Here is a 24,797-nt window from a genome sequence, read left to right as displayed (position 1 = left end):
TGTCTCCCGTCCCGCTCCCGCACGCAACGCAGTGTCATGTGCCGTAGGCACAGTGTTACCCAGCGGCGAGGGGAGTCGCGCCGAGGCTCGCATGGTGCTGCCTCATTTGGGCCGCGAACTCCCGTCCCTCCGCAGTCAGTTCATCGGATTCAAGCAGGATCTCCAGTGCGTCGCCCACCTGATCGTGGATGTCGTCGAACTGCTGCCCGGCACGGGACCGCCAGGACTTCGGCACCTCGTCGGCGGTGGCCGCGCGCCGCCACAGATCGGCGAGGGCCAGATGCGCGTAGGCGCCGTGCAGCACGCCGGCGATGGGCCTCGGGTCCGGCCGCCAGCCGACCCGGTGCACGGTGTCCCGCCCGTGGCCGTAGAGCGGCACGAGTTCGTGGAGGGTGGCCAGTTTGCTGTGGTGCAGCTCGTGGACGAGCGTCTCGGCCATCCCGTGGGCACCGGCGGGCAGCGAGGTCAGTACGGCTCCGGGGGCGGCGCTCAGGGTGGCGCCGCGGTGCCGGGGCCCGCGCGGGACGAGCGGGACGACGACGCGGACGGCCCGGGCGATCTCGGCTGCCCGGCCGGGGTCGGTGCGCCGCAGCAGGTCCTGGGCGGCGCGCCAGCGGGCCGACCAGGCCGCGTGGTCGGTGTCGGCGTGGTCGGCCGCGGTCCCGACGGAGCCGCCGCCCGCGCCGGCCCGGTACGGGTCGAGGTCGTCCAGGCAGGCGGCGCCTCCGGGCAGCGGGTGCACCTGGCGCCAGCCGGGGCCGTGGCCGGTGAGGAGGCCGTGCCGCACGCCGCTGAAGGTGAGGACGGCGGGCGCGGCGTGGCGGGCGCCGTCCGGGTGGAACCGTACGATCCGCTCGCCCGCGCTGATCCGGACGCGCGGGGCGGCCACGGGCAGCCGGCCGACGCCGGGCAGCGAGAGCAGGCCGTCGGGGGTCTCGACGGTCACGTCGAGCGGGCCGCCGCCGCGCAGGGCGGCCGTGGCGGCGATGCTGTCGAGGCGGGCGAGCAGCCGGTCGAAGCCGGGGCCCAAGGGTTCGGCGAGTGCGCCGGCCAGCCAGGCGCCGGTCGTCGGGTAGTCGAGGACCTCACGGACCACGGCGGGCCGGTGCCGGTCGACCCGCTCGACCAGCTCCCAGGAACGCTCGAAGCGCCCGAGCGCGCCCGGTTCGACGGCCGCGCGGTGCCGGTGGACGCGGACCAGGAGCGCCTTGAGGAGCAGCAGCCGGCGGGTGTGCAGGGCGGATCCCAGGAAGGTGAGCCCGGCCGGGTCGGGGCTCGTCCGGGCCAGCCGGGCGAGGGCGGGCGCGGGCAGGGGCACGACGTTCACTCCCGCCTCCCGGGACGGTCGGCGGCCGGGCGGCATCTGGCCGGAAACGGCCGGTCGGCGCGACCGGTGCGCCGGAGGCCGGGGCGTGTCTTACGGATCAGGCCGGGCGTCGGGACACCGGCCGGATCCGGAAGAGGCGGCCTAGTCCTCGAACCAGGAGTCGGCCAGGTCCTGCGTGCGCCAGAGCACCCGCTCGACGGCGGCCGCCAGGTCGGGATCGTCCATGAAGCGCAAGGTCCGCAGGTCCACGCCGGTGAGATCGGGCAGGCGTCGTGGCCGTGCACCGGCCCGGTCGACGCCTGCGACCCGCTTCGTGTGCTCCAACACCCTCGGCTCCTCCTCACCGACCCTTGTCCCCCACGGTCGTAGCGGCGGAGCGGTTCTTCCCGACGCCTGAAAGCCGGAAACCCGTTCGACTCAACTGCGCCCATGCGCGCCCCCGTTATCCGGCCGTTCCGCCTTCCCTTCGCGCCACTCCCACCAGGGCGGCGCGATCCGGCGCCGTTCGTCCCGGGAGAGGCGCTGCGGCAGCCGGCGGGAGTCGGCGCCCACCTCGGCGAGCAGGGTCCGGGTCCGCTCCACGTCCGTCCAATCCACCGTCAGCAGCGAGGCGTCCAGCCGGCGCCACTGCTCGGCGGCGGCTTCCAGGAGCTGGGTTGCGCGGGCGCGGCGGTCCATCAGGTGCAGCACGGCTCCCTGCGCGTGCAGGGCGCGGGCGAGGGTGACCGTGCCGGGGGTGTCGCCGTGGGCGGCGCGGGAGTCGGCGGCGGCGTTCTCGTACGCGGCGAGCGCGTCGGCGAGCGAGGCGTCGAGGGCCACCTCGCTCAACCGGGCCCGCACCCAGCCGAGTTGCAGCCACACCTCGGCCCGGGCCGCGGGCTCGCGCGCGGTCCGTACGGCCTGCTCGAGGAGGTGACGGCTCTCGAACAGGTCGGGCAGGAAGCCCGCGCGGTCGAAGCGCAGCGCGAGGACGCTGCCGATGAGGACGACGGCCCGGGAGCGGACGTCCGCGGCGGCGGGCAGACAGGTCAGGGCCTCGCGGAGGACGGACTCGGCGCGGTCGACGGGCGCGGTCCCGGTGCCGGCGGCGGCCCGGCGCAGCAGCGACTCGCCCCAGGTCAGCAGCAGCCGGCCGCGCTGCTCGCCCTCGGCCGGGGTGAGCAGCGTGGCACTCTCGTACGCCTCGTCGGCGGCCGGACCGTCGCCGGTGCTCTCGTACAGCCGGGCCCGCGCCGTGGTCCAGCGCAGCCGCAGCGCGACGGAGTCGCCGAGCAGGGCCTCGGCCCGGTCGAGGGCGTCGGCGACGGACGCGGGGGCGAAGCCCGCGAGCTGGTGGGCGTCGGCGAGGTCGAGCAGCACCGGGCCGGTCTCCTCCGTGGCCAGGGCCTCGGTGAACGCGGCCGCCGCGGCGGCGCCTTCGCCCCGGGCGAGCAGCAGCCGCCCGCGCCGTACGAGCAGGGCGTGGCGGTGGCTCTCGGGCCAGTCGGCCGGGTCGCCGGCGAGCGCGGCGAGGGCGGCGTCGAGCATGCCGTCGTCGCCGCTGTGACGCCACAGGGCGTACTGGGCGGCGGCCTGTTCGAGCCGGGCCTCGGCCCGGTCGGTGCTGCCCGGTCCGGCGAGCTCTGCGGCCCGTACGAGCTCGGTCACGGCCCGGTCGAGCAGCTCCCGGCGCTGGCCCCGGTCCCGTACGGCGGCGGTGCCTGACTGCGCGTACAGGACCTGGCCGAGGACCAGCCGGGCGGCGGCGACCTCCTCGGGGCTGCCGGGCGGTCCTTCGGCCGCGAGCGCGGTCTCGACGAGTTCGCGGGCGGAGTCGAGGAGTGACGGGTCGGACTGGGCGCGCCACTGGCCGAGCAGCCGGCGGGCGGCGGCGAGCGGTTCGGGGGTGACGAGGTCGGGGTGGTAGAAGCGCAGCACGCGCGCCGGGATGCGGGCGAAGAGCTCGGAGGCGGCGCCGGCCGGCTCCTCCTGCTCCTCTCCCGGCCCGTGTCCGGCGGTGCCCGGCGCGCGCTCCTCCTCGTCGGTGCCGTGCCCGGCGAGCCGGGCGGCGGCGAGGGCGGGGAAGTTGCGCATGCCCTGGCCGAAATGGCGCTCGACGAACTCGGAGCAGTGTTTCAGGACGAGCGCGGCGGCGCCCCGGTCGAGCGAGCCGAGGAGGTGCTCCTGCACGGCCGGCGGATAGCTGAAGCAGGGGTACGGGGTGGGCTCGGGCAGGCGGCGCAGGAGGCCGCTGAGCAGCACCTCGGCGAGCTCCATGGGTCCGGTGTCGGGGAGCATGGCGCGCTGCACGAGCTGCATCACGGGCAGGGCGAGCGGGGCGGCGGCGAGGTGGACGGCGAGCCGCACGGCCCCTGGTGAGGCTCCGGCGCGGAAGGCGCGCAGCAGTTCCTCGTCGGCGCGCCGGACGGACCGCCCGGGACCGGCCCCGGCGACGGCGAGGGCCGCGGCGGCGGCCGTGGCGCCGGTGTCCGGGCCGATGCGCGCGGCCCAGCCGCGTACCGCTCCGCCGCCGTGGCCGGTGAGCAGCCGGGCCCAGGAGGCGAAGGCCTCCGGGGTCGGGGTGAGCACGGGGACGGCCCGCAGGTCGGTGGCCACGGGCTCCCAGGCCTGCTCGTCGGGTTCGAAGCGGACGTGGCCGCCGGGGGTCGCGGGCCGCACGAGGGTGCCGGGTTCGACGGGCAGCCCGGTGCGCTGCCACAGCCGTGGCGGGAGGGGCTGGACGAGGGCGAGCGGGGAGTGCCGTGGCCACTGGTGGATCAGCCGCTGGGCGGCGCCGCGCTGCCAGAGCGGGCCGACGCAGTCGCTGACGACGAGGGTGAGGCGGCGGCCGGTGGGTTCGTGGAGCTGGTCGCCGGGCCGGAGCCGGGGCCGGCCGTCGGGTCCCGAGGTGGTGGTGACCAGCGGCGGGCCCTCGCCGGTGTCGTGGAGGCGGTGGACCTGGACGTCGCGGAAGGCGCCGGACTGCTGGCAGGCCTGGCGCAGTTCCTCGACCATCCGGGTCCACACGACCATCGCGGGGCCGGTGTCCATGAGGAGCTGGATGTCGGGGCGCTGGCCGGCCGCGGGGCGCAGGACGGGGGTGAGGATGCCGGACGCGGCGCTGCGTTCGGCCGTCGCCTCCTCGTCGAGGCGTTCCTCGCCGGGCCGGGCGGGGAGGTGGGCGGCGTAGTGGCGCAGCGGCCGGAGGGCCTTCTGCAGTCCGAGGAGCCCGGGCAGGGCGTTGGCGCCGGGGGCGCGGACGGGCAGGGCGGCACCCGGAAGGCCGCGCGCGCTCCCGCCTCCGGACCGGTGTCCGTCTCTGGTGGTGGTTGCGGTGCGGGGGGGCGGTGGCATGAGGAGGTCGACGGTCTCGCCGGGGCGGGCCGGCGATGCGGGAGTGTCGGGTGGGGTGGATGGTGCGGTCGTGACGGGATCGCCGGTGGCCGGATCCCGACGGTCCCCGGAAGCGTCGGGGGTGCCGGAGGGGTCGGACGCATCGGCGCCGGCGGAGGGAGGCCGGCCCGGCGGAGGGTCCGCCTCCCCGTCCTCCTCGAGTCTCCCTCCGGAGCCGTCGCCATCGGCGCGCGGCAGCCACTGGGCGAGCCAGACGGCGTCCGCGAGCTCCTCGGCGGTCGGGTCCTGCCCGCCGGCCCGGAGTCTGCGGGTGAGCTCTTCCAGATGCATCCGGTGCATCCGGCCATCACCTCGGCTGATCGAGCGGCTGCATGAGCATGTCCGCGATGCGGTCCCGGGTCACCCGCTCGGTGCGGGGGGCGTGCTGGGTCAGGTAGAGGGCGTTGAGGAGCTGGTCGGTGGCGATGACCTCGCCGGGCTCCCGGTCGAGGAAGCGGGCGACGAGCCCGGGTTCGGACGCCGCGGCGCCGGCGCCGAGATGGGCCTCGATCATGGCGTTCAGCTGCTCCTCGCCGGGCGGCTCCAGCTCCAGGCGGATGCAGCGCCGCAACAGGGCGGCGGGGAAGTCCCGTTCGCCGTTGGAGGTGAGGACGATGAACGGGAAGGTGGTGCAGCGGATCCGCCCTCCGCGCACCGGCACCTTGCGGCCGTCGTCGGTGAGCACCTCCACGATCGGCTCGCGGTCGGCGAGCCGCTCCAGCTCGGGGATCGCGAACTCGCCCTCCTCCAGGGCGTTCAGCAGGTCGTTGGGCAGGTCGAGGTCGCTCTTGTCGAGCTCGTCGATGAGCAGCACCCGGGGCAGCTCGGAGGGGAGCAGCGCGGTGCCGAGCGGTCCGAGCCGGAGGTACGAGCCGATGCCGGCCGGGCTCGCGGCGCTCCCTTCGGCGTCGGCGCGGGCGCGCTCCAGCTGCACGTCCTGGAGGCGGCCGATGGCGTCGTAGCGGTAGAGGCCGTCCTGGAGCGTCGAGCGGCTGACGATGGGCCAGCGCAGCACCCGGCCGAGGCCCAGCTCGTGGGCGACGGCGTGGGCGAGGGTGGACTTGCCGGTGCCGGGGTTGCCGGTGACGAGGAGGGGGCGGCGCAGGTAGAGCGCGGCGTTGACCGCGTCGGTCTCCGCGGGCCTGGGGTGGTGGTTCTGCACGAGCCTGCGGCGCACGCCGAGCCGCCGGTCGGAACCCGCGAGCGTGTCGTCGGCACCGCCGGCGGAGAAGTCGCGCCAGGGCGGCGGCGGGGGGAGCCGCCGTATCTCCTCGTGCGGATGGCCGGCCCCACGGTAGATCCGCCAATCGTTCACGCCTGACTCCTCCTGGCTGTGATGACTGTGCCGGCCCCGACGAAGGTACCGCTCGACGGCCCGCTCTGCCGACTCCCAAACCGGCCCGGTTGCACACGAGTTGACGGTCGGCCCGGCGGGCCGGCCGCGCGGCTCACCGGTCGCCCTCGCCGAGGATCGGCGGCCCCTGGAGCGGCGCCTCGTACGGGGGGCGGTCCGGCGGGTCGTAGAGGACGGCCAGGTCCTCGGCCCAGGCGTGCTCGGACCGCTCCTCGGGGCCGGCCTCGGCGTCGTCGGCCCGCATCCGGCGCAGCGTGCGCACCGGCCGGTGCAGGCCCTCGGCGCCCCGGACTCCTTCGAGGAACATGCCGGCCCGCTTGTGGAAGTCGGCGCAGTCGGCGTGTTCGCGTGCCGAGTGCCGCCACAGGGCGATGGGGTGGCCGGCGGCCAGCGCGGCCTCCATGGCCCGGTGGCCGTCGCCGCCGCCCGCCGGGCCGCAGTAGACCGGCACGCTGCCGTCGGCCGCGGCGTCGAGGCGGATGAAGGCGGCCATCCGGGTCTCCCTGCGCAGCTGCGGCGCGTGCCCCTCGGCGCCCTGGGTGAGGACCTCGGCGCGCAGCGGGACGGCCCGCAGCGGGCCGCTCTCGCTGCCCCGCCAGCGCCGCCGCCACTCCGGGGACGGCGGATGGTGGCTGCGGTAGCGGTCGCGGATGACGACGGCGCGCCGCTGGCCGAGCGGCAGCGAGCGCTCGCCGAAGGGCTCGTCCTCGGGCGAGAGCCGCCAGGTGTCGAGCGGTTCGTCGAACAGCTCGCGCGGCAGCACCACTTCGACGGCGGCGAGGTGGTCGCCGCTGTCGCCGAGGCCGAGCGCGTCGGCGAGCGGGCCGCGGAGCGTCTCGCGGAGCCGGTCGCGGGCGACCCCCGCGTCGTCGCCGCTGAGCGGGCTGACGGTGCGGCCGTCGAAGAGCAGCATCACGCGCCAGGCGTAGCGCTGCGGGGTGCTGTACGGGACGGCGTCGACCTCGACGCGGACGTCGGCGCGCGCGCCCGGCTCCCGCCCCGGCGCGGCCGCGGCGGGCGGCGGCCCGGGTTCGAGCAGGGCGGTGATCTCCTCGTGCACGGCGGGGTGGGCCTCGCCCGACTCGTCGGCGATCCAGTCGATCAGGCCGGGCAGGCCGGCCTCCTCGCCGTACCGCCCGGTGATGTGGCGCACGACGTGGGCCGCGTACAGCAGGACGGCGTCGAGACCGAGGTCCGCGCCCTCCAGGCGGCCGGCGGGCAGTTCGTGGAGGAGGCCCACGCCGTCCCGCCAGGTGCGGGCGTCGGTCTCCAGGACCGCCTGGTAGTCGGGGTGCAGGACGCGGCGCTTGACCGCGTCGACGAGGGCCATGACCTCGCCGGGGCCGTCGGGTGGCGGGAGTTCGGCGAAGTGGCCGTAGAGGTGGGCCCGGCGGCGCGGGCTCACCCCGCGCGCGGTGGGCGACCACAGAGCGGTCTGGGCGGCGGTCCAGCTGCGCCCGGGGCGGCCGGCGCGACGACGGTGGTGGCGGTCGTGGGCCCGGAGCGCGTCATGGAGCACCGGGGCGTCGGACAGGTCGTGGAGCTCGCGCAGCGAGGTCAGCGGGACGACCGCGCCCTCGCCGTCGCCGCGGCCCTTGATGACGCCGATGACGGCGCCGCGCCCGAGGTCGACGACCGGGCCGCCGGAGCAGCCCTCGATGAAGACGGCGTCGCGCACCAGCAGGGCCTTGCCCACGGCGCCGAACGCCTCTCCCTCCACGTCACGGACGCCGGGCTCGCCGGTCTGGAGGGCCCAGCCGTGCAGGCTGACCCGGCTGGGGGTGGTGGGAGGCCGCTCGCTGAGCCGTACGCAGTCGGCGTGCTCGGCGCCCTCGACGCGGACGAGCGCGAGGTCGGGGAAGTCCCAGGAGGCGAGCTCCTGGTCGGGCGTCGCGGGGCGCGGCTTGGCCAGCACGACCCTGCCGGTGGTCCGGCCGCCCTCCCAGGTGACGCCGACGGCCGGTTCTTCCCTCCACACCGCGCTTCCCCCCTTGGCCACGACGTGGGCGCAGGTCAGCACCCAGCCGGGGGCGATGAAGAAGCCCGTGCCCCAGAACGGGTCGCCGTGCGGGTCATACCCGCCACCGGGAGCGGCGATGCGCACGAGGGCGGGGCGCACGAGAGCGTCGAAGGCGCTCATACGGCGCCAGGGCCGTTCTCCGGCGAGACGGCGGGCGAGGGCAGGGTGGGCGCGGCCGGCGGGACCCGGTGCGCGGACGGGGCTCCGCCGGGCGGAGGTCCGGCGGGTGAGGCCGTCCCGGCGGAGGCGGCGGGTGAGGCCGACCCTGCGGGGCCGGAGGTGCCTGCTGGGCCGGCCGTGGAGTCGGTAACGGCCGCGGCGGCGGTACCGGCCGCGGCGGCGGGCTCGCGGCCGGGTTCGGTCCAGGTCAGGGAGACGTTGACCGAGGCCTTGCCGCCGCCGTCGGCGAGCACGCCGATCACCTTGCCCGCCTGCGCGGAGAGTTCGATGCCGAAGCTGACGGCGACCTCGACCGAGCCCTGCGGGTCGAGTCCGGCGCGCAGCGAGCCGACCACCCCGCGGACCACGTCGGTGAGGCCGCCGGCCATCGAGACCACGCGGTCGCCGATGCCGGTGTCCTGGAACCCGCCGCCCCGGCCGAGTTCCTCCGCCCCGCTGATGCGGGCCCAGACGGGCGTGCCGTCGTCCAGCCGTATCCGAGCGATCCCATGCGTCACAGCGGCCCCCGCTCCCCGAAACGATGATGAAAAAGGCTAGACCGTGGGGCGGTAGAGGAACAGGGGACGCGGTCGGGTCCGCCGACCACGGCCTATTCTGATCGCATGTACTTCACCGACCGTGGCATCGAGGAACTGGAGAAGCGGCGCGGCGAGGAGGAGGTCACCTTCGAGTGGCTCGCCGAGCAGCTGCGGACGTTCGTCGACCTCAACCCCGACTTCGAGGTGCCGGTCGAGCGCCTCGCGACCTGGCTGGCCCGTCTCGACGACGAGGACGACGACGAGTGACGACGGGTGGGGACAGGGCCTGAGGCCTGTCATGACGGGGTTTCGCGCAGCCGGTCGTAGGCGAGGCCGAACACCCCGTGGGCGACGAGCAGCACGCCGGCCGTCGTCCAGCCGCCGCTGCGGCGGCCGATCCCCCAGGCGAGCAGCGGCGCTCCGGCCGCGAGCTGGGCCGCGCCGAGCAGCCGGGCCCGGGGACCGTGCAGGTACGGGCCGAGCCGGCCGCCCGTCACCAGGTCGAGTTCGGCGCGTGGGGCGTCGCCCCGGCCGGGCCGTTCGAGGGGTTCGGCGCCCTGGGCGCCGGCCGCGGAGCGCAGCCGGTCGGCGCTGTCGCCGGGCGCGAGACCCGTGGGCAGATCGAGGCCGGTACGGGCGAGGACCGCGGTCAGCCCGATGATCCGGGTGCGGGCGTCGGCGTCCGGGTCGGGCCGGGTGAGGGGTTCGAGGGCCTGGACGTCGAGCACCGGGTCGAGGGCGAGCCGGGCGGCGAAGGTACGCATCGCCTCGTCCTCGCCGGCCGGGGTCCCGTCGGCGAGCCAGGTGTAGCCGACGGGACGGCGGAAGCCGGCGGCGAGCGTGAACCCGGCGCGGTCCGCGTCCCACCACAGTGCGAGAACCGGCCAGGTGGCGGCGGAGACGGCGAGTGCCGTGGCCCAGCCGGTGACGACGCGGTCGACGGGTTCGCCGTCGTCGAGCCAGGGCCTGCCCTCGGGGACGAGGACGCTCCAGTCGGATCCCGCGGGCGCGAGGAGCAGCTGCTCCCGGAGCAGCTTGGCCGGCGGGCGCACCGCCGGAAGCTCGGCACGGCAGAGCAGCAGCGCTCCGGCGGAGCGGGATCCCGATGTCGCAATCATGCCCCCACGCTAGGGCAATTGCCTGGATATGGCGGCGAATGCCCCACCCGCGACTCCCTCCCCCGATGCGCCCCTGTCAGGGGTGAGTCGGGGTTGACTTGACGAGAGCGCGATATATCGTGTCTATCGGAAGACGCGATATGTTGCGTCGATGTTCGTGACACGGGAGGTCAGCACCATGACAGAGTGGACCGTCACCGAGCCCGGAAAGATCCCGCTGGCCGGCCCCGTGACCCAGGTCCAGGTGCGGGTGGTCAACGGAGCGGTGAACGTCGTGGGCACCGACGAGGGTTCCGCCCGCCTGGAGATCTCCGAGATCGAGGGCCCGCCGCTGATCGTCTCGCAGGAGGGCTCGACCCTGACGGTCTCCTACGAGGACCTGCACTGGAAGGGCTTCCTCAAGTGGCTCGACCCCAAGGGCCACCGGCGCCGGGTCGTGGTCTCGGTCGCGGTGCCGGCGGGTGCCGACGTCGAGGTCGGCTCGGTCGCCGCCGAGACCGTGGTCTCCGGCATCCAGGGGCGCACGGCGGTCCGCTGCGTCACCGGCGACACCACGCTGGTCGGCCTGCGCGGCCCGGTCCGCGCCGAGACCGTCTCGGGGAACCTGGAGGCGCAGTCGGTCACCGGAGCGCTGCAGTTCAACTCGGTGACCGGGGACATCACCGTGATCGACGGCGCCGGGTCCGCGGTGAAGGCCGAGACGGTCAGCGGGGACATGGTCATCGACCTCGACCCGGCCGCCGACCTGGACGGGCCGCCGGCCGACATCCGGCTCACCAGCGTCTCCGGCGAGGTCGCCATCCGGCTGCCGCACCCCGCCGACGCCAAGGTCGAGGCGAGCACCACCAGCGGTTCCGTCTCCAACGCCTTCGAGGACCTGCGGGTCGGCGGCCAGTGGGGCGCCAAGTCCATCACCGGCACCCTCGGCGCCGGACGCGGCGCGCTCAAGGCCACCACGGTCTCCGGCTCCATCGCCCTGCTGCGCCGCCCCGATCCCGAGCCGGACGACGACGGTCACGGCGACGGCCCGGCCGCCACCTCCCCCACGCCCGGAAAGGTCCTCTGACATGCCGCCCGTCTTCGCCCACGGCCGTCTCCGGCTCTACCTGCTCAAGCTGCTCGACGAGGCGCCCCGCCACGGGTACGAGGTGATCAGGCTCCTGGAGGAGCGCTTCCAGGGCCTCTACGCCCCGTCGGCGGGCACGGTCTACCCGCGGCTCGCCAAGCTGGAGGCGGAGGGCCTGGTCACGCACGCCACCGAGGGCGGCCGGAAGGTCTACTCGATCACCGACGCCGGCCGCGCCGAACTGGCCGGACGCGGCGGCGAACTGGCCGACCTGGAAGTGGAGATCCGCGAGTCCGTCTCGGAGCTGGCCGCCGAGATCCGCGACGACGTGCGCGGCGCCGCGGGCAAGCTGCGCAGCGAGATGCGGGCGGCGGCGAGCGCCTCGCGCTCCACGACGAGCTCGCCCTCCTTCGCCGAGGCCAAGGAGGAGCTGCGCAAGGCGAAGCAGGAGTGGAAGGAGCAGGCCCGCCAGGCCCGCGCCGAGGCGCTGTCGGCACGCCGCCAGGCCAAGGAGTTCCAGCGGATCGCCAAGCAGGTCCAGGAACAGGTCCAGGACCGCGTGAAGCACGGCGACTGGCCGACGGGAGTCTGGGAAGGCATCTCCGACATCACCGCCCAGCTGGGCAACCTGGTGACGGGCACCGTCCACGGCCCGCCATCGGCCCGCCCGGCCTCCGCCGAGCAGGCCGTCTCCGACTGGGCCAAGGACATCGACGGCGCGGCCGAGCCGGCCCGTGAGCTCGACCGCCTCCTGGACCGCTTCCGCGACGACGTCCGCGACGCCGCCCGCGACCACGGGGTGTCCCGCACCCAGCTCGCCGAGGCCCGCCGGCACCTGTCGACGGCGGCGGACCACATCCTCGACCTCCTGTCCCCGAACCACAGGAAGCCGTAACGGCGGGGCCGGACAGGGCCAAGGTCGGACAGGGACCGGGCGGGGCAGACCTCCGCGGCGCCCCGCCCCGCCCGCCGCGGTCCTCAGCGCCGTCCCGCCCCGCCGCCGTCCTCAGCCCCGGCCGGTCGCCGTCACCGTGACCGTCACCCGCGCGCCGGGGGCGGCGAGGACGACGGCCCGGCCCGCCTTCGGGCGGAGCACGATCGCCGTGCCCCCGGTTCCGACCTGCCACGTGCCCGGGGGCAGGGAGAGCTCGGTGGCGCGGGAGCCGCGGCGCGGGGCGGCGTCGTACTCGAGGCGGTAGACACCGGTGGCCGGGTCGTAGGAGGAGGTCCGGACGGTGCCGGCGACTGCCTCCGCGTAGGGCTCGGCGGTCAGCTCCTTGTTCGTACGGAACGCGCCGGTGGCGTCCACCGCGCAGTAGCCGCCGCCGTAGCACCACTCCCAGCCCGCCCAGCCGGTGCTGTAGCGGCCGAGGGAGGCCATCGCCTCGCGGAAGAAGCGGTTCATGTTCGGCAGCGAGTTGTTGAGCGGGCCCCACTCGCCCACCAGCACGGGAACCCCGTACTTCTTGGGGTAGGCGGTCACGGCCTGCTCGTAGTTCTCGATCCAGCGGGCCGCGGGGTCGTAGTCGGCGCCCGCCTCCATGCCGCTGTTGTAGAAGTGCGGGGCGTAGACGACCTTGGGGTCGTCGATGCGGCCGAGGCCGGTCGGGACGCCCTCGCCCACGATCGGGGTGGGCTCGACGAAGATCCAGCCGTCCCGGTCGGCCGAACGGACCGCGTCCGCGAGCCGGTTGTACATGGCGGTCAGCTGCTCGCTCTCGATCCGCCGCGCGGCGGTCGGCAGGTCCTCGCCCTCGCGCAGCTCGCCCATCGGCTCGTTGATGAGGTCGTAGCCGAGGACGGCCGGGTGGTCCTCGAAGCGCTCGGCGAGCACCCGCCACATGCGGGCCTGGGCCCGGCGCAGGTCCTCGTCCTCGTAGAGGTGGGTGAAGGCCCGTTGCACGGCCGGCTCGAAGTACTCGGAGAACCAGTCGTCGGGGTGCGGGGTGAACGGCAGCCCGTCCGTCCGGGTCGCCCAGGCCGGGATGCCCCGGTGGCCGAACGCGGGCCCGAAGACGTCCTGGTGGGCGTCGAGGACCACCTGCACGTCGTACTTCAGGGCCCAGTCCAGGACGCGTTCGATCTTCCGCAGGTACGCCTGGCTGTACTGGCCCTTCTCCGGCTCCAGGTCGTCCCAGAAGACCACCAGGCGGGCGAAGTTGAAGCCCTTGGCCCGCATGTCGCGGAAGTGCTTCTCGGTGATGCCGCTGAGCGCCTGCTCGCCGCTGTGGGCCTTGTCCGCGAGGTTCCAGCCGCGCAGCGTGAGGACCCGGCCGCGGGAGTCGGTGAGGGCGGGTATCGCGTCCCCGCCGGTGTCCGCGTGAGCGGCGGTCGGGGCGAGCAGCGAGGCGAGGACGGCGCCCGCCGCAAGGGTGGTTCGCAACAAGGAGACCTCCGGCACGACGATGGTGAGCGTTGTTCACGTTTCGTGTGCCGGAGATCCCATCAGTCCTCCTGACGAGTCATCAAGGGGTCGTCACGGGTTGGTGAGGACGATCTTCCCGAAGAGTTCGCCCGACGCCATCTTCTCGAAGCCCTCACGGGCCCGGTCCAGCGGCAGCACCTCGTCGATCACCGGCCGCAGTCCCGTGGCGGCGCAGAAGGACAGCAGGTCCTCCAGCTCGTCCTTGGAGCCCATGGTCGAGCCGACCACCTTGAGCTCCAGGAAGAAGATCCGGGTCAGCTCGGCGTGCGACGGGCGGTCGCCGGTCGTCGCACCGGAGATGACGAGCGTGCCGCCGGGGCGCAGCGACTTGACGGAGTGGGACCAGGTCGCGGCGCCGACCGTCTCGATGACCGCGTCCACGCGCCGCGGCAGCCGCGCGCCGGGCTCGTACGCCTCGACGGCGCCCAGCTCGACGGCCCGCTTGCGCTTGGCCTCGTCCCGGCTGGTGGCGTAGACGCGCAGTCCGGCCGCCTTGCCGAGGGCGATGGCGGCGGTCGCGACACCGCCGCCCGCGCCCTGCACGAGGACCGAGTCACCGGGCCGCACGCCGGCGTTGGTGAAGAGCATGCGGTACGCGGTGAGCCAGGCGGTCGGCAGACAGGCGGCCTCCTCGAAGGAGAGCTCCTTCGGCTTGGGCAGCACGTTCCAGCTGGGCACGGTGACCCGCTCGGCGAAGGTGCCCTGGTAGCGCTCGGTGAGGATGGAGCGCGGCTCGTCGGGGCCGACACCGTGTCCGGTCTGGCCGATGACGGAGTGCAGGACGACCTCGTTGCCGTCCTCGTCGATGCCCGCGGCGTCGCAGCCGAGGATCATCGGCAGCTTCTCCTCGGGCAGCCCGACCCCGCGGAGCGACCACAGGTCGTGGTGGTTGAGCGAGGCGGCCTTGACGGTGACGGTGGTCCAGCCGGGCCGTGCCTCGGGCTCGGGGCGTTCCCCCAGTTCGAGGCCGTTCAGCGGCTGGTCGCGGTCGATTCGGGCGGCGTAGGCGGCGAACATGGCCCCGACCCTAGGGGCCCGACGGTGAGTCACGGAACCACGCACCGCTGTGACGCATGTCCCTCGTGCCCGCCGGGGAAGGGCCCGCGTACGGCGAAGGGCCCCGCCCGGTTCGGCCGAACCCGGGCGAGGCCCCTCGTGGTGCTGCGCGCGTCAGCGGCGGGCGACGCCCTCCGCACGGGCGGCGGCGGCTACCGCGGCCGCGACGGCCGGGGCGACGCGCTCGTCGAACGGCGACGGGATCACGCAGTCGGCGGACAGCTGGTCACCGACCACGCCCGCGATCGCGTCGGCCGCGGCGATCTTCATGCCCTCGGTGATCCGGGAGGCCCGGACCTGGAGCGCGCCGGCGAAGATGCCGGGGAACGCGAGGACGTTGTTGATCTGGTTCGGGTAGTCCGAACGGCCGGTGGCCACGACCGCCGCGTACTTGTGCGCGACGTCCGGGTGCACCTCGGGGTTCGGGTTGGCCATGGCGAACACGAAGGCGTTCGGCGCCATGGACGCGACAGCCTCCTCCGGGACCGTACCGCCGGAGACGCCGATGAAGACGTCCGCGCCGGCCAGCGCGGCCTCCAGGGAGCCGCTGAGGCCCGCCTTGTTGGTGAGCCCGGCGATCTCGCGCTTGACGTCCGTGAGGTCCTCGCGGTCGCTGCTGACGATGCCCTTGCGGTCGGTCACGCAGACGTCGCCGATGCCGGCCTCCAGCAGGAACTTCGCGATCGCCACACCGGCCGCACCGGCGCCGGAGATGACCGCGCGCAGGTCGCCCAGCGTCCGGCCGGTCAGCTTCGCCGCGTTACGGAGGGCGGCGAGGGTGACGATGGCCGTGCCGTGCTGGTCGTCGTGGAAGACCGGGATGTCCAGGCGCTCCTGGAGCTTGCGCTCGATCTCGAAGCACCGGGGCGCCGAGATGTCCTCCAGGTTCACGCCGCCGAAGGACGGGGCGAGCCGGACGACGGTCTCGACGATCTCGTCGGTGTCGGTGGTGGCGAGCGCGATCGGAACCGCGTCCACGCCGCCGAACTGCTTGAAGAGGATGGCCTTCCCCTCCATGACCGGAAGCGAGGCCTCCGGGCCGATGTCGCCGAGGCCGAGCACCGCCGTGCCGTCGGTCACGACCGCGACGACCTGAGACTTCCAGGTGTAGTCGTTGACCAGCTCGGGCTGCTCCGCGATTGCCGTGCACACCTTGGCGACGCCGGGCGTGTACGCGAGGGACAGGTCGTCCTTGTCGCGCAGCGGCACCGTGGCCTGGATGGCCATCTTGCCGCCGCGGTGCAGCGCGAACACCGGATCGAAGGGCTCGCCGGGAGCCCCTTCCGTACCGCTCTCGCTGCGAGGATTGACGATCTCCGCTGCCATTGGGTTGACCCCTTAAGTCTTCTTCATTTGAGGGTGGCCACTCCTTGTTGAGGAGGGGTGGGTGGGTCCCGCGGCCGCCCTGTCTGGCAGCCGCGCGGGCGCGCCGCACAACGCGCCCTGAGCCCCGGATGAGGGGTGTAAGGATCCTTCTTACCGGACAGAAGGCTCCGGAGACGAGTCCATACCTCCTCGGTGATGCGACTCATACCGAGTGCTACACGCCCCGGATGGAGCACGGATAGAGAACGACTCGTCACTCGATGTCCGGATAGATGCACCCGACACCCGAATAGCGGCCTTCATGTCGTCCGAATGGCGAGATGGGCAGGAGAATTTACGGTGTCGGCCGGACCTCTCCGCAGAAGGTTTCGCCTTGGGAGGACTGGCCACCGGGATTCGGCCACGACCCGTTATCCGATTTTGACATCCGTGGCCGTCGGATTGAGGGGGTCCGAATGGCAAGATGCCGTAATCACACGAGGTCGCGGCACTCGAAGGTGCGTGCGCGACCTAAGGCAACTCCCTCACACGCCGGAGGAACCCGACCATGACCGCACGCTCCACGCGCTGTACGACCGCCAAGACCCGCACCTCCCGTCTTGCCGCGGTCGCCGCCATCGCGGTCGCCGGCTCGATGCTGCTGACCGCCTGTGGCGACCAGACCGAGGGCGGCTCCACGAAGGAGGGCGGCGAGTCCACGGCCGCCGCGAGCAAGGCCCCGCTCTTCTCGAAGCTCCCGGCCGACGTCCAGAAGGCCGGCGTCATCAAGGTCGGCACGGACGCCTCGTACGCCCCCATGGAGTTCACCGAGGGCGGCAAGATCGTCGGCGTCGACCCCGACATCGCCGAGGCCCTGAGCAAGCAGCTCGGCGTGAAGTTCCAGTTCACCTCGGGCACCTTCGACGGCCTGATCACCTCGATCTACACCGGCCGCCAGGACCTGATCATGTCCTCGATGACGGACAACAAGAAGCGTCAGGAGGGCCTGGACGACAACGGGAAGAAGATCGGCAAGGGCATCGACTTCGTCGACTACTTCTCCTCCGGCGTCTCCCTCCTCGTCAAGAAGGGCAACCCGCAGGGCATCAACTCCCTCGACGACCTGTGCGGCAAGACCGTCGCCGTCCAGCGCGGCACGATCTACGAGGACACCTTCAAGGCGCAGGCCACCAAGTGCGGTGACAAGAAGCTCACCATCCAGGCCTTCGACACCGACGCCGAGGCCCAGACCCGCGTGAAGGCCGGCGGCGCCGTCGCCGACCTGAACGACTACCCGGTCGCCGCGTACATCGCGAAGACCTCGGGCGGCGGCAACGACTTCGAGGTCGTCGGCAGCCAGAGCGACGTCGGCCTCTTCGGCATCGGCGTCTCCAAGGAGAACACCCAGCTGCGCGACGCCGTCAAGGAGGCGCTCGACGCGATCATCAAGGACGGCTCCTACGCGGAGGTCCTGAAGAAGTGGGACGTCGAGGACAGCGCCGTCAAGCAGGCGACCGTCAACGCCGGCAAGTGATCTCCTCGCTCCACTGAAGGGCAGTCGTCGTGACTGACAAGATCTCCAAGGAACCGGCCGACGCCACGCCGGCCGGCTCCAGCCCCTCGGGCACCCCGTACGAGGCGATCAAGGCGATCCCCGTACGCCACTACGGCCGCTGGATCAGCGGCGTGGTGGTCGTGGTTCTCCTCGGGTGGCTCCTCTACGCCTTCTCCCAGGGCAACATCATCTGGGACACGGTGTGGGACAAGGTGTTCGACCCGTCGATCCTCGACGGTCTGGCGAACACGATCATCATCTCCGTCGCCTCCATGGCCCTCGGCCTGGTCCTCGGCATCGTGTTCGCCGTGATGCGCCTGTCGAAGAACCCGGTCACCGGCGCGGTCGCCTGGCTCTACATCTGGTTCTTCCGCGGCACCCCGGTGTACGTGCAGCTGCTGGTGTGGTTCAACCTGTCGCTGATCTTCGAGTACATCAACCTCGGGCCGATCTACAAGAACGAGACCGTCGACGTCATGACGCCGTTCATGGTCGCCCTCCTCGGCCTCGGCCTCAACGAGGGCGCCTACATGGCGGAGATCGTCCGCGCCGGCATCCAGTCGGTCGACGAGGGCCAGACCGAGGCCGCCCACGCGCTCGGCATGTCCCAGACCAAGACCATGGGCCGGATCGTCCTCCCCCAGGCCATGCGGGTCATCGTGCCGCCGACCGGCAACGAGTTCATCAACATGCTGAAGACCTCCTCCCTGGTCTCGGCGGTGCAGTACACCGAACTCCTGCGGGCCTCGTCCAACATCGGCAGCACGGCCGGCGCCGTGATGGAGATGCTCTTCGTCGCCTCCATCTGGTACCTGGCCCTCACCAGCGTCTTCAGCGTCGGCCAGTACTACCTCGAGCGCCGCTTCGCCCGCGGTTCGACCCGCAACCTGCCGCCCACCCCCTGGCAGCGGGTCAAGAAGAACCTCATCACGTTCAAGCGTTCCCCGGAGGCGGCAGCATGACCGAGCCCATGGTCAAGGCCGAAGGCGTCCACAAGTCCTACGGCGCGGCGCACATCCTCCGCGGCATCGACCTGGAGGTGCAGAACGGCGAGGTGTTCTGCCTGGTCGGCCCCTCCGGCTCCGGCAAGTCCACCTTCCTGCGCTGCATCAACCACCTGGAGCGCATCGACGGCGGACGCCTGTCCGTCGACGGCCAGCTGGTGGGCTACAAGCAGAAGGGCGACAAGCTCTACGAGCTGAAGGACAGCGAGGTCGCCGCCCAGCGCCGCGACATCGGCATGGTCTTCCAGCGCTTCAACCTCTTCCCCCACATGACGGCCCTGGCCAACGTCATGGAGGCACCCATCCAGGTCAAGGGCGAGTCCAAGGCCGTCGCCCGCGAACGGGCCGAGCGCCTGCTCGACCGGGTCGGCCTGCGCGACCGGATGGGCAACTACCCCTCCCAGCTCTCCGGCGGCCAGCAGCAGCGCGTCGCCATCGCCCGCGCACTGGCGATGGAACCCAAGCTCATGCTCTTCGACGAGCCGACCTCCGCCCTCGACCCCGAGCTCGTCGGCGACGTCCTCGACGTCATGCGCCAGCTCGCCGAGGACGGCATGACGATGATCGTCGTCACCCACGAGATGGGCTTCGCCCGCGAAGTGGGCGACTCCCTCGTCTTCATGGACGGCGGCGTCGTCGTCGAGTCGGGCAACCCGCGCGACGTCCTCACCAACCCGCAGCACGACCGCACCAAGGCCTTCCTGTCCAAGGTGCTGTAAAGGAACACCGGAAGGGGCGGTACGGGCGGCAGGAGGCCCGTACCGCCCCTTCCTGGTGCCTCAGCGCACGGCGAGGAGCAGCGTGTCGGACGGGGAGGCCCAGACGGCACGGGCCTCGCCGAAGCCGGCGGCGCGCAGGGTGTCGGCGTGCCAGCGGGGCGCGGGCATGTCGCCGTCGGCGTGCTCGCCGTAGATCTCGAAGCGCCGGGCGGTGGGCCCGGCGAGGACCGGGTCCTCGGCGGCGAGCGCCCACCAGTCGGCCCAGTCGAGGACGCCGGCGGCCTTCTCGCGGTCCATGCGGGCGTGCCGCTGGGCGCGCTCGGCGGCGTTGATGCGCGGGGTGGTCTCGTCGATCATGTGGTCGGCGTTCATGAAGACGCCGCCTTCGCGGACGAGCCCGGCGAGCTGACCGTAGAGCGCGGCCAGGGGCTCGCTGTGCAGCCAGTGCAGGGCGGTGGCGGTGAGGACGGCGTCGTACGAGTCGTACGGCAGCGCCTCGGTCCACGCCGGGTCCTTGAGGTCGGCGGTCACGAAGGTGACGCGGTCGTCCCCGGCGAAGGAGCCCTCGGCGATGGCGAGCAGCGCGGGGTCGAGGTCGACGCCGGTGCTGGTGGCCTTCGGGAACCGACGGAGCAGCCGGTCCGTGATACTTCCCGTACCACAGGCGAGGTCGAGCACCCGGGGCTCCGGTCCCACGAGTGCCTCGACCATGTCGAGCATGACCCGGAACCGCTCCTCGCGGTCCGGCATGTACCACTCCTGCTGACGGTCCCAGCTGCGCTGCCAGGCCGCCCAGTCGGTCCCGGTCGTCGCCGTGCCCGTCCGGCCCGCGGTGTCGTCCGACATGGTTCTTCCTCCACCCGCTTCGTAATACCCTCGAAGGGCAAGCGTCGCTTACCCTTCCCCGCCCCCGACCCTAGCCCGCCGGAGTAAGGACTACAAGTGGAACTCGCCTATTACTCGGATTACGCCGTGCGCCTGGTCAACACCGAGGAACCGGCGCGCGGCAAGGACTCCCTCACCTCCGTCGAGGTGGTCCGCGAACTGTTCGGCGCGGCGTCCCAGATGGCGCGGCGGGCGACGGACGCCGACGTGACCCGCTTCCGTTCGGTGCGGTCCCGGCTGCGGGCCGTCTTCACGGCGGCCGACGAGGGCGACCACACGGGAGCCGTGGACCTGCTCAACTCCCTCCTGCTGGAGTTCCCGGTCAGCCCGCAGATCTCCGGCCACGACTACCTCGACGAGGAGGGCCGGCCGCGGTGGCACATGCACCTCGCCGATCACCCGTCGAACGCGACCGCGGGCTACGCCGCCATCGCGGCCATGGGCCTGGCCTTCCACCTGACCGAGTTCGGTGCCGACCGCCTCGGCCTGTGCCAGGCGGCGCCCTGCCGCAACGCCTACCTGGACACGTCGACCAACCGCTCCCGGCGCTACTGCTCCGACCGCTGCGCCACCCGCGCCAACGTGGCCGCCTACCGCGCCCGCAAGCGCCAGGAGGCCCTCGACGCCGAACGCACCGGCCGCACGGCGGACAGCAGCCAGGAGACGACCACTCCGACCGACCGCTGACGACCGGGGGTGACGGGCCGGTACCGCGCGAGCACCCGCCCGAGCACGAGCTGCTCGGGGACGACACCGAACACCCGGCTGTCCCCCTCGGTGCCGGGGTTGTCCCCCAGCACCCACCAGCCGCCGTCGCGCCGCTCGGCCAGCCGCTTCACGATGAGGAGATCCTGCTGGAGCGGGTGCCGCAGCACGGCCACGTTCCCGGCCCGCAGCCGCGCCCCGTAACGCACGAACAGCTGGTCACCGTGGAGCAGGGTGGGCACCATCGAAACCCCCGTCACCTCGGCGATCCCGAACGGGGCCCCGGTCTCCCGCCCCGGCTCTCGCCCCGATTCCACCATCCGGCACCTCCCGGTCCGATCGTCCACGAGTCCCATGGTGACCCTGGACTTTTGTCCTAAGCACCAGGGGGCACTCGCGAAATCGCGCTTCTCACCGAGTAATGTCCCACCTGAGAAGACGATCACGAGGAAGGACAGCAGCATGCTCTCCCGCCTGTTTGCCCCCAAGGTGAAGGTCAGCGCCCACTGCGACCTCCCCTGCGGCGTTTACGACCCGGCCCAGGCCCGCATCGAGGCCGAGTCGGTCAAGGCCGTCCAGGAGAAGTACCAGGCGAACGAGGACCCGCACTTCCGCGCTCGCGCCACGGTCATCAAGGAGCAGCGCGCCGAGCTGGCCAAGCACCACGTCTCGGTCCTGTGGAGCGACTACTTCAAGCCCCCGCACTTCGAGAAGTACCCCGAGCTGCACGTGCTCATCAACGACACCCTGAAGGCCCTGTCGGCGGCGAAGGCCTCGACGGACCCGAAGACGGGCGAGAAGGCGCTGGAGCTCATCGCCGAGATCGACCGCATCTTCTGGGAGACGAAGAAGGCCTGACCTTCCTCCTCACCTGCCCTGAAGGGGCCCGTCCGCGGCAGCGGGCGGGCCCCTTCGGCGTTCGTCAGTCCACCGCGAGCGAGTAGCGGCGCTTCTCCTTCGACGTGGCGCCCAGGCGGTCGTAGAAGCGGATCGCGCCGTCGTTCCAGACAGGCGTCTGCCACTGGACCTCCGTGAGGCCGAGGGAGCGGGCCTCGGCGCGGACCGCGGCGACGAGGAGGGGGCCCAGGCCGTGGCCGCGGGAGCGTTCGGTGAGGTAGAGGCAGTCCATGTGCAGGTACTCGGTCGCGGACCAGGTGGAGAGTTCCGGGGCGCAGGTGGCGTAGCCGGCGAGGGTGGTGTCGGGGAGTTCGGCGACGAGGCAGCGCAGGCGTGGCGCGGCGGGCCCGAACAGGAGCCGGCGGAGGCGGACGGCGAGGTCCGGGGGCGGGGGCGCGGCCTTCTCGTAGGCGGCGTGCTCGGCCGCCAGTTCGGCGACCCGGTCCAGGTCCTCGGGGCGGGCGTGGCGGACGAAGGCGTCGGTCATCGGACCTCGCCCTCCAACGTGTCGGCCGACCACGCCGCCAGGCGGTTCCCGGCCGCGCCGGTGCCGTCCAGGACGTGGCGGACGAAGGCCTCGCGCTCGTGGGCGAGGACGGCGGCCTCCCAGACGCACGGGGCGAGGCCGGCGCGGCCCGGGCGCAGCTCCTCCGGGCGGCCCGCCGGTCCGGTCCAGATCCCCAGGTCCGACATGTGTCCCTCGATCCAGCTGTGGACGAGCACGTAGTCCCCGTCCCCGCCCGCGTGCACGAGCAGCACCGCGAGCCCGAGCGAGCCCCGGTGGCGCCCGAGCGCCAGATGGCCGGCCGCCAGTCGCAGTGCGGACTCGGCCTCCGCCTCGCCGACCGTACGGCCCGGGGCCTCGATCCCGTACGCCTTCAGGAGGTGGCCGGCCACCTCCCGGGTGCCCAACGGCCTTACCGTGCGCGCGTGGTGTTCCTTCGACAGCGCCATGACGGCGTCCCAGTCCCCGTGTTCGCTCATACCGCCATCATGCACGGCCCCGCGGTCCCGCCCGCCCGCAGCCAGGTGCGGTACGGGGCCGCGCGGAGGGCGGCCTCGCGGTAGGCGGCGGCCAGTTCGGCGTACGGGCGGTCGAGCGGGACGCCCGGGGCGGCGAAGAGGAAGAGGCGGACGGCCAGCGGGTCGCCGCGGAGCGGACGGATCGCCATGTCCTCGCGCGGGCCCGAGGTGGGCTGGCAGGGGGCGACGGCCTCGCCGAGGGCGATGAGGGAGGCCGCCGTGTGGTAGTCCGCGTGCAGCACCGGCGGGTCGAGGCCGGCCGCGGCGAGGACCCGGCGCAGGCCGTCCCATTCGCCGTCGACGGCCGGGTCGACCGTCCAGCGGTCGTGGGCGAGGTCCGCGAGGTCGACGACCTCGTGGCCGGCCGCCGGGTGGTCGCGGGCCATGGAGACGAACTGCGGCTCGCGTTCGACCAGGACGCGGCCCCGCAGGCCGTCCGGGAGCCGTAACGGGCAGCCCTCGACCTCGTGGACGAAGGCCAGGTCGAGCCGGCCGGCGGCGACCGCGTTCAGCAGCGTGTTCGCGGAGACGTCCACCCGCAGCGCGATGTCGCTCCCGGGCAGCCCCTGGCGGAGACGGCGGAGCCAGCCCGGCAGGGCGCGGCTCGCGGTGGAGCCGACGCGCAGCGCGGGGCCTTCGGCGCGGGCGGCGGCCGCGCGGGTCTCGGCGACCAGGGCGGTCATGCCGTCGACGAGCGGGCGGGCCCGGCTGAGGACGGAGCGGCCCAGCGGGGTGGGGTGGCAGCCGGTGCGGCCGCGGGTGAAGAGCTCGGCACCGAGGGCGTTCTCGATGCGGCGCAGCTGGGTGGTCAGGGAGGGCTGGCTGACGCCGAGCCGGCGGGCGGCCTTGTGCAGACTGCCGGTGTCCGCGATGGCGCAGAGCGCCCGCAGGTGCCTCACCTCCAGCTCCATGGTCCGAGGTTAGGACGCCGCTCGGCTGCCGCGCCAGACCGTCTTCACGACGTCAACCCTCGCTGAAGGAAGGGGAGTTGGTGTCGACGTGATGCCATCGGGTTATCGGCGGATGACATCATCCCCACGCGCCCCGGCTCCCCCGACACTCTCCTCAACCCCACAGGAGGAGCCCCCCATGCGACACCCGAAGATCCTCACGTCCTTACTGGCCACCGCCGTCGGTGCCGGCCTCGCCCTCTCCCTCGGAGCCGTACCGGCCTCCGCCTCTCCCGCCGGCTCCGCGCCCACGGTGGCGTACGCCGGCTCCGCCGAGGAGGCCAGGGCCAACCAGGCGTTCTTCGACGCCGTCCTCAGGTCGGTCGCGAAGAAGCGGGCCGCCACGCCTGGTGCCACCGCCGTCACCGTGGTCTACAGCGCCGCCAACGCACCGAGTTTCCGCACCCAGATATCCCGCTCGGCGCAGATATGGAACAGCTCCGTCGTCAACGTCCGGCTCGTGGAAGGCTCCAACGCCGACTTCGCGTACTACGAGGGGAACGACTCCCGCGGCTCGTACGCGAGCACCGACGGGCACGGCAACGGCTACATCTTCCTCGACTACCGGCAGAACCAGCAGTACAACTCCACCCGCGTCACCGCCCACGAGACCGGCCACGTGCTCGGCCTCCCCGACCACTACAGCGGCCCGTGCAGCGAGCTGATGTCCGGCGGCGGGCCCGGCACGTCCTGCCAGAACGCCTACCCGAACTCCCAGGAGCGGGCCCGCGTCGACCAGCTGTGGCGCTACGGGCTCGCGTCGGCGTTCAAGACGTCCTGACCGACCCTGACGGGGGCGCGGGGTTGGTAGCGTGGCGGACATGCCCGAAGAGCGGAGCACCGACACCGACCGGAGCACCACCCTGTACGAGGCCGTGGGAGGCGCCGAGGCGCTGCGCCGGCTCTCCGACACCTTCTACGAGGCGGTCCTCGCGGATCCCCTCCTCGCCCCCGTCTTCGCCGACTTCACCCCGGCCCATGTCGAGCACGTCGCCGTGTGGCTGGCCGAGGTCTTCTCCGGCCCCGCCGGCTTCACGGCGGAGCACGGCGGTCATCAGGCCCTCCTCACGGCGCACCTCGGTCTGGCCATCACCGAGGAGCAGCGGCTGCGCTGGATGGAGCTGATGACCGCGGCCGTGGAGAAGGAGCTTCCGGACGACGCGCTGCTGCGCCGCCGGGTGATCGAGTACTTCGACTGGGGAACCCGGATCGCCAAGGACGTCTCGGCCTCTCCGCCGGGTACGGACCTGGGCGAGCCCGGGCCCACCCCGCGCTGGGGCTGGGACGGCCTCGCCTGAGTGCGTTCTGCCCCGGTCTG

At 73.3% G+C, this 24,797-nt stretch carries 25 protein-coding genes; 10 read left to right on the top strand and 15 right to left on the bottom strand.

Annotation, left to right across the window (positions count from 1 at the left end; all coding sequences use genetic code 11):
• Nucleotides 1-55: 55 nt before the first annotated feature.
• From ACFY8W_RS20970 to ACFY8W_RS20945, 6 genes are all read right to left on the bottom strand, one after another.
• Complete coding sequence (locus ACFY8W_RS20970) at nt 56-1,327, bottom strand: aKG-HExxH-type peptide beta-hydroxylase (protein ID WP_391107187.1); 1,272 nt, start codon at nt 1,325-1,327, stop codon at nt 56-58.
• 141 nt (nt 1,328-1,468) lie between these two features.
• A complete protein-coding gene (locus ACFY8W_RS20965) occupies nt 1,469-1,654 on the bottom strand; it encodes a hypothetical protein (RefSeq protein WP_391107184.1) in 186 nt (61 codons plus the stop codon).
• A gap of 90 nt (nt 1,655-1,744) precedes the next feature.
• Nucleotides 1,745-4,999, bottom strand: a complete 3,255-nt coding sequence (locus ACFY8W_RS20960; RefSeq protein ID WP_391107181.1) for an SAV_2336 N-terminal domain-related protein — start codon at nt 4,997-4,999, stop codon at nt 1,745-1,747.
• A gap of 7 nt (nt 5,000-5,006) precedes the next feature.
• Nucleotides 5,007-6,014 carry an AAA family ATPase gene (locus ACFY8W_RS20955; protein ID WP_391107178.1) on the bottom strand — a complete coding sequence of 336 codons (1,008 nt, stop codon included), beginning with the start codon at nt 6,012-6,014 and terminating at the stop codon, nt 5,007-5,009.
• Nucleotides 6,015-6,147: 133 nt separating this feature from the next.
• Nucleotides 6,148-8,193 (bottom strand): trypsin-like peptidase domain-containing protein, encoded by a 2,046-nt coding sequence (locus ACFY8W_RS20950; protein ID WP_391107176.1) that lies wholly within the window; start codon nt 8,191-8,193, stop codon nt 6,148-6,150.
• A complete protein-coding gene (locus tag ACFY8W_RS20945) occupies nt 8,190-8,750 on the bottom strand; it encodes a CU044_2847 family protein (RefSeq protein ID WP_391107173.1) in 561 nt (186 codons plus the stop codon). The genes ACFY8W_RS20950 and ACFY8W_RS20945 overlap by 4 nt, the downstream gene beginning before the upstream one ends.
• Nucleotides 8,751-8,855: 105 nt before the next feature.
• Here ACFY8W_RS20945 and ACFY8W_RS20940 point away from each other — a divergent pair, with 105 nt between their 5' ends.
• Nucleotides 8,856-9,038, top strand: a complete 183-nt coding sequence (locus ACFY8W_RS20940; RefSeq protein ID WP_019075209.1) for a DUF6104 family protein — start codon at nt 8,856-8,858, stop codon at nt 9,036-9,038.
• 29 nt (nt 9,039-9,067) lie between these two features.
• On the opposite strand, the gene ACFY8W_RS20935 is transcribed toward ACFY8W_RS20940, so the two are convergent.
• Nucleotides 9,068-9,889: a hypothetical protein gene (locus ACFY8W_RS20935; RefSeq protein WP_391107170.1), complete on the bottom strand. Its 822-nt coding sequence runs from the start codon at nt 9,887-9,889 to the stop codon at nt 9,068-9,070.
• Between the two features lie 178 nt (nt 9,890-10,067).
• On the opposite strand from ACFY8W_RS20935, the gene ACFY8W_RS20930 reads away from it, so the two are divergent.
• Together ACFY8W_RS20930 and ACFY8W_RS20925 are read left to right on the top strand one after the other, a co-directional pair.
• A complete protein-coding gene (locus tag ACFY8W_RS20930; protein ID WP_391107167.1) occupies nt 10,068-10,955 on the top strand; it encodes a DUF4097 family beta strand repeat-containing protein in 888 nt (295 codons plus the stop codon).
• A gap of 1 nt (nt 10,956) precedes the next feature.
• Nucleotides 10,957-11,850 (top strand): helix-turn-helix transcriptional regulator, encoded by an 894-nt coding sequence (locus tag ACFY8W_RS20925; RefSeq protein ID WP_391107164.1) that lies wholly within the window; start codon nt 10,957-10,959, stop codon nt 11,848-11,850.
• Nucleotides 11,851-11,961: 111 nt separating this feature from the next.
• On the opposite strand, the gene ACFY8W_RS20920 is transcribed toward ACFY8W_RS20925, so the two are convergent.
• The 3 genes from ACFY8W_RS20920 to ACFY8W_RS20910 all read right to left on the bottom strand — a co-directional run bounded on the left by ACFY8W_RS20920 (nt 11,962) and on the right by ACFY8W_RS20910 (nt 15,762).
• Nucleotides 11,962-13,341, bottom strand: a complete 1,380-nt coding sequence (locus ACFY8W_RS20920) for a cellulase family glycosylhydrolase (RefSeq protein ID WP_391107162.1) — start codon at nt 13,339-13,341, stop codon at nt 11,962-11,964.
• A 90-nt stretch (nt 13,342-13,431) separates the two neighbouring features.
• On the bottom strand, nt 13,432-14,397 hold the full coding sequence (locus tag ACFY8W_RS20915) for a zinc-binding dehydrogenase (RefSeq protein ID WP_391107159.1): 966 nt from the start codon (nt 14,395-14,397) through the stop codon (nt 13,432-13,434).
• 153 nt (nt 14,398-14,550) lie between these two features.
• Entirely contained in the window at nt 14,551-15,762 is a 1,212-nt protein-coding gene (locus ACFY8W_RS20910; protein WP_391107156.1) for a malic enzyme-like NAD(P)-binding protein, read from the bottom strand.
• Between the two features lie 547 nt (nt 15,763-16,309).
• Here ACFY8W_RS20910 and ACFY8W_RS20905 point away from each other — a divergent pair.
• The 3 genes from ACFY8W_RS20905 to ACFY8W_RS20895 are packed head-to-tail and all read left to right on the top strand — an operon-like array spanning nt 16,310 to nt 19,019.
• Nucleotides 16,310-17,275, top strand: coding sequence for a transporter substrate-binding domain-containing protein (locus ACFY8W_RS20905; RefSeq protein WP_391107153.1), 966 nt, complete (start codon nt 16,310-16,312; stop codon nt 17,273-17,275).
• 29 nt (nt 17,276-17,304) lie between these two features.
• The gene (locus ACFY8W_RS20900; protein ID WP_391107151.1) at nt 17,305-18,258 is read left to right on the top strand and encodes an ABC transporter permease subunit; all 954 of its coding nucleotides are present in this window, start codon (nt 17,305-17,307) and stop codon (nt 18,256-18,258) included.
• Entirely contained in the window at nt 18,255-19,019 is a 765-nt protein-coding gene (locus tag ACFY8W_RS20895) for an ATP-binding cassette domain-containing protein (RefSeq protein ID WP_391107148.1), read from the top strand. Before ACFY8W_RS20900 ends, ACFY8W_RS20895 begins: the two co-directional genes overlap by 4 nt.
• A gap of 60 nt (nt 19,020-19,079) precedes the next feature.
• Here the strand turns inward: ACFY8W_RS20895 and ACFY8W_RS20890 are convergent, their stop codons facing one another.
• Nucleotides 19,080-19,865 carry a methyltransferase domain-containing protein gene (locus ACFY8W_RS20890; RefSeq protein ID WP_391107145.1) on the bottom strand — a complete coding sequence of 262 codons (786 nt, stop codon included), beginning with the start codon at nt 19,863-19,865 and terminating at the stop codon, nt 19,080-19,082.
• Nucleotides 19,866-19,961: 96 nt separating this feature from the next.
• On the opposite strand from ACFY8W_RS20890, the gene ACFY8W_RS20885 reads away from it, so the two are divergent.
• Nucleotides 19,962-20,591 (top strand): ABATE domain-containing protein, encoded by a 630-nt coding sequence (locus ACFY8W_RS20885; protein WP_391107142.1) that lies wholly within the window; start codon nt 19,962-19,964, stop codon nt 20,589-20,591.
• Here ACFY8W_RS20885 and sodX read toward each other — a convergent pair.
• Entirely contained in the window at nt 20,495-20,929 is a 435-nt protein-coding gene (gene sodX, locus ACFY8W_RS20880; RefSeq protein ID WP_391107139.1) for a nickel-type superoxide dismutase maturation protease, read from the bottom strand. The genes ACFY8W_RS20885 and sodX overlap by 97 nt on opposite strands.
• Before the next feature lie 142 nt (nt 20,930-21,071).
• Here sodX and sodN point away from each other — a divergent pair, with 142 nt between their 5' ends.
• Nucleotides 21,072-21,467 (top strand): superoxide dismutase, Ni, encoded by a 396-nt coding sequence (sodN, locus tag ACFY8W_RS20875; RefSeq protein WP_128982927.1) that lies wholly within the window; start codon nt 21,072-21,074, stop codon nt 21,465-21,467.
• 64 nt (nt 21,468-21,531) lie between these two features.
• Here sodN and ACFY8W_RS20870 read toward each other — a convergent pair whose 3' ends face one another.
• Genes ACFY8W_RS20870 through ACFY8W_RS20860 form a run of 3 tightly spaced genes read right to left on the bottom strand, consistent with a single transcriptional unit; the run spans nt 21,532 to nt 23,440 of the window.
• Nucleotides 21,532-21,993 carry a GNAT family N-acetyltransferase gene (locus ACFY8W_RS20870; RefSeq protein ID WP_391107136.1) on the bottom strand — a complete coding sequence of 154 codons (462 nt, stop codon included), beginning with the start codon at nt 21,991-21,993 and terminating at the stop codon, nt 21,532-21,534.
• Nucleotides 21,990-22,490 (bottom strand): hypothetical protein, encoded by a 501-nt coding sequence (locus ACFY8W_RS20865; protein WP_391107133.1) that lies wholly within the window; start codon nt 22,488-22,490, stop codon nt 21,990-21,992. The genes ACFY8W_RS20870 and ACFY8W_RS20865 overlap by 4 nt, the downstream gene beginning before the upstream one ends.
• Entirely contained in the window at nt 22,487-23,440 is a 954-nt protein-coding gene (locus tag ACFY8W_RS20860) for a LysR substrate-binding domain-containing protein (protein WP_391107131.1), read from the bottom strand. Before ACFY8W_RS20860 ends, ACFY8W_RS20865 begins: the two co-directional genes overlap by 4 nt.
• A 178-nt stretch (nt 23,441-23,618) precedes the next feature.
• Between ACFY8W_RS20860 and snpA the strand changes: the two genes are divergently transcribed.
• The gene (gene snpA / locus ACFY8W_RS20855; RefSeq protein WP_391107128.1) at nt 23,619-24,260 is read left to right on the top strand and encodes a snapalysin; all 642 of its coding nucleotides are present in this window, start codon (nt 23,619-23,621) and stop codon (nt 24,258-24,260) included.
• A 40-nt stretch (nt 24,261-24,300) separates the two neighbouring features.
• Entirely contained in the window at nt 24,301-24,777 is a 477-nt protein-coding gene (locus ACFY8W_RS20850) for a group II truncated hemoglobin (RefSeq protein WP_391107125.1), read from the top strand.
• Nucleotides 24,778-24,797 lie beyond the last annotated feature (20 nt).

The sequence above is a fragment of the Streptomyces sp. NPDC012637 genome (assembly GCF_042954805.1).
Classification (GTDB): Bacteria; Actinomycetota; Actinomycetes; order Streptomycetales; family Streptomycetaceae; genus Streptomyces.
This window is presented reverse-complemented; position numbering and strand designations above follow the sequence as displayed.